At 29.6% G+C, this 3685-nt stretch carries 5 protein-coding genes; all 5 read right to left on the minus strand.

The annotated features are described in order from the left end of the window. Window positions 1-771, minus strand: a 771-nt coding sequence (locus tag ACTG3S_RS09825) for a F0F1 ATP synthase subunit A (RefSeq protein ID WP_439129186.1), incomplete at its 3' end; no start/stop codon positions are given. A gap of 79 nt (window positions 772-850) precedes the next feature. After that, window positions 851-1240 (minus strand): DUF6168 family protein, encoded by a 390-nt coding sequence (locus ACTG3S_RS09830; protein WP_439129187.1) that lies wholly within the window; start codon window positions 1238-1240, stop codon window positions 851-853. Next, window positions 1233-1451, minus strand: a complete 219-nt coding sequence (locus ACTG3S_RS09835; RefSeq protein ID WP_439129188.1) for an AtpZ/AtpI family protein — start codon at window positions 1449-1451, stop codon at window positions 1233-1235. Before ACTG3S_RS09835 ends, ACTG3S_RS09830 begins: the two co-directional genes overlap by 8 nt. Then, window positions 1417-1842: a bactofilin family protein gene (locus ACTG3S_RS09840; protein ID WP_439129189.1), complete on the minus strand. Its 426-nt coding sequence runs from the start codon at window positions 1840-1842 to the stop codon at window positions 1417-1419. The genes ACTG3S_RS09835 and ACTG3S_RS09840 overlap by 35 nt, the downstream gene beginning before the upstream one ends. Before the next feature lie 2 nt (window positions 1843-1844). Next, window positions 1845-3685 (minus strand): tetratricopeptide repeat protein (locus ACTG3S_RS09845; RefSeq protein ID WP_439129190.1); only part of this gene is annotated, 1841 nt, incomplete at its 5' end.

Raw genomic sequence — 3685 nt, forward strand, 5'->3', positions numbered from 1 at the left:
ATAAATTATTAGTGTAAAAATTGCCAAACAAGCTGTAACTGCTAGCTGACCTGTAACATTAAAACCAAATGGAGTTAAACCTGCTAAGTTTAATAACCATATAAAAAAGAATACCGTTAATAAATAACCTGTAAATCTTCTATAGTGCTTTTCGCCAATATTTGGTTTTGCAATTTCATCACGTACATATAAAACCAAAGGCTCTAAAACTCTAGCGAAACCTGTTGGTACTTTTTTAGTTTTGTATTGTTTTGCCAATCTAGAAAACCAAAACAATAATAAAAAACCAATTAACAAAATACCTACCACACTTTTTGTAATTGAAAAATCTAATACTTTGTGTGCGTTGGTTGCATGATGATCTTTATCAAAAGAAACTGTTGCAGCCCCTTTATCTAACTCGTATATTTTAGAGTGAATTTTTGCAAATTTTAATCCTTTTTTCTCTACAATTACATGTCCATCATCATTATGATGAAATTCTGAAGACATAAAAGTTACCAAACCTTCACTTGTCCATAAAATTACAGGTAAAGGTGCCCCAATATGCACTCTTTCATTATCATCATTTGTATATGACCATAATGAAAAATCATGAGAATCTTTGATATGATGAAGAATGTATTCTTCAACTTCAGTTTTCGTATTTACACGACCACCATCATTCTGATTATCATGTTTTTTATCTGTACCCGAAGCAAAACTAACTGCTGTAAAAAGCACTATTGCTGCTATTGTAAGAAACTTGATTGTTTTTTGTGCAATCTTCATTGTAAAAATACGCTTTCTAAATTCGGCGCAAAGGTATGCAATAATTCAAAAATACAAACCTTTTTTTTTGAATTATTTTTTATTCTTTTAACTTTAAGATTTTTAAAACAAAAACTGCTTCTGTTAATAAAAAAATAAACAGTGGAATAAATAGGGCTCCTTTTTCTGCCAATTTAAAGGATTCTCTTATAAATATAGGGTTATAGAAAAAAATTGAAAACAATACTAACTTTATAAGTAATGTACCTAGATAGATAAAACCTAGTTGAGGAAAAAGTTTATCAACAGTAGCAACTACTCTTAAATTTACACAAATGATGCCCGAAAAAAAGGCATGAAAAAGGTATATTTTTTCTAATGAAAAAGAAAGATTTATACTTAAATTCTCTAAAATAAAGTGATGTGTATAAAAACCTATTAAGAATAAAACTACAAAAACTAAAATGTAAGTAAAAATGTCTTTATTCATTAATTTTATTAGCTTGTTTAATTAACGAATACATGGCTAAAAAAATAGCTAAAAGTGTTATTGTTTCTTTTAAAAAAGCTACTTGAAAAATACCATCTAACCATTTGCCCAATAAAAAACCCAGATAAATGGTTAAACCCATTTGCAAACCAGCACCTGAAAGTGCAATGGCTTTGTTAAGCGGTTTTTTCTGAGGCTTTTTTGGTTTCATTGCCTTTATTTAGTTCTTTTAAAGCGCCTTTCATTGCACAAGTTGCGTTAAATGTTGCACCAGGTTCTATAGATAATTTACCAATAGTCACCTCTCCAGAAATGTTTGCAGTTGCTTTTATGGTTAATGTGTTTGCTACAGATAATTGACCAGAAAATTTACCTTCTATATCTGCATTTGTAGATTCTACATTGCCTTTTATGATACCTTCTGTACCAATAATTACGCGTCCTTTTGTTTTTAAAGTTCCTTCTAGAGTACCATCTATTCTAAAATCTCCTTCAGAATTTATATCTCCAACAAATGTGGTGGTTTTTGCAATTACATTTCTTTCCATAGTTCTTGGTCTATTTTTTTGCTTTTCTTGCTTTTTATCTTTATTACTAAACATAACTACTTACTTAATTGTTTAAGAATTTCTTTTGCCTTTTTTCCTTCTTCCGTATTTCCATAGTTTATTGCAACAAATTCTAAAGCTTCTGAATAGGTTTTTCTATCTAAGTATTTTCCTATAGCATAAGCTTTTAAAAGCTCAAATTTAGGTTTTAATTTTGAATTTGCAAGTGTAGGTAGTAGATCATTCACTTTTACAAGTAACTCTTTGTATTTTTTTTCTTTCTTATAAATGTAATAAAGTTCTTTGTAGGTTTTTTCTACTTCTGTAACCTCTTTATCTTCTTCTATCTTTTTATTTGGATTTTTAATAATTTGGGCAAAAACAGTTTCTGGATAATTTGTAAGAATGGTGTTTTTATAACTGTTTGCTTTATCTGTTTCTCCCAAACTTTTATACACTTGGTATAAATGCCAATTTATAGGCAGTATCAATTCTTTTCTAGGATTTAAACTACCCACTCTTTCTAAACGATTTAAAGCTAAATTAGGGTCTTTAAACTGCTCTTTGTAAATTAAACCTAATTCGTACAATGCTTGATTTCTGTCTATTTTTAAAGTGTCTATCGTTTCTTTTTGAGTAGGAATTTTATCTAAATAACTCGCCAAATCGTATCTTAAATCTTTGGTTGCAACGACTGCAGAATCTTTGTCTCTACTACCAAAATTTACGGTAGAAGACCAACGCCAATTGTCTGCTAATTTTCTATCACCCCAAATTTTTCTGAATTCGGTTTTACCAAAACCTAAAGATTGTGTGTTGTAAAAATACCATTTGCCTTTGTTGGTGGCTTGTAAAGAATTAGTGGTATTGCCACCAAAAGCTATTTGATTTAGTCTTAATTGAGCTGCTTCTTCATCTGCCTTTTTAAGGCTATCTATATAGTTTTGAAAATAGTCTTCTTGTGCTTTTTTGGGTAACGCTGCTATTTTTAAAATACTATCGTTTTTAGCGACAAGATTTTCGAACTTTATTAAAGAGGCTAAGTTTTTAAATTTTCTTTTTACCCTTCTTATCCTTAAATCTAAAGTATCTGTAGTTACTTTTAAAACACTATCGTAATAGCTACTAGCAATTAAATAATTAGAGTTTTTAAAATAAAGGTTCCCTAAGTTTTCGTATGTAAAACTTTTCTGTTTATCAGAACCGTTTTTTGCTCTTAACGATTTGTTGAAAAACTCTTTTGCTAATCTAATACTATCGTATTTTTGGTGTGTTAAACCAACTTGGTAATAAAGTTCATCTAAATAAGGTCTATTTTCTCTTTTTTCTATGAGCTCTCTTAATCTTTTTAAAACTGAAGATGATACAGAATCATTGGATGCATTTTTTGCCAACTCTATAACCGAATGTATTTTATATTTATAAGGTGCTTTTTTAAAATTACTTAATCTATTAAAGACTATAGTTGCAGAATCTTTTTTGTTTTCTTGGGCATAAATTTGCCCTAAAACGTACATGTTTCTTGCTGTTTGAGCTCTATTTTCTTGCGTTCTGGTAGCTAATTGTAAGTGTTTTTTTACTTTTTGTAAGCTATCTGCTTTCATGTAAGCCATGGCCAAAGCTGTGTGTCCTTTTTCTTTTAGCTCATCAGATAAATCAGACTCTAAAGTATCTTTTACTTCTAAAAGTAGCTTCATAGATTCTATGGCAAACTCTTCATTATCCATTCTAATGTTTGCTTTTGCACGCCAAATTTTGGTTTCTGCTATTAAGTTTGCATCTGGGTAATTGGCAATTACATAATTAAAAGCCTCTATGGCTGGTATAAAACGTTGTGAATAATATCTAGATTTACCCAATAGTAAGTATGCATCATCTATTTGACGGTTTCTTTCTA

This window comes from Polaribacter sp. (genome assembly GCF_965656025.1).
In the GTDB taxonomy this organism is placed as follows: domain Bacteria; phylum Bacteroidota; class Bacteroidia; order Flavobacteriales; family Flavobacteriaceae; genus Polaribacter.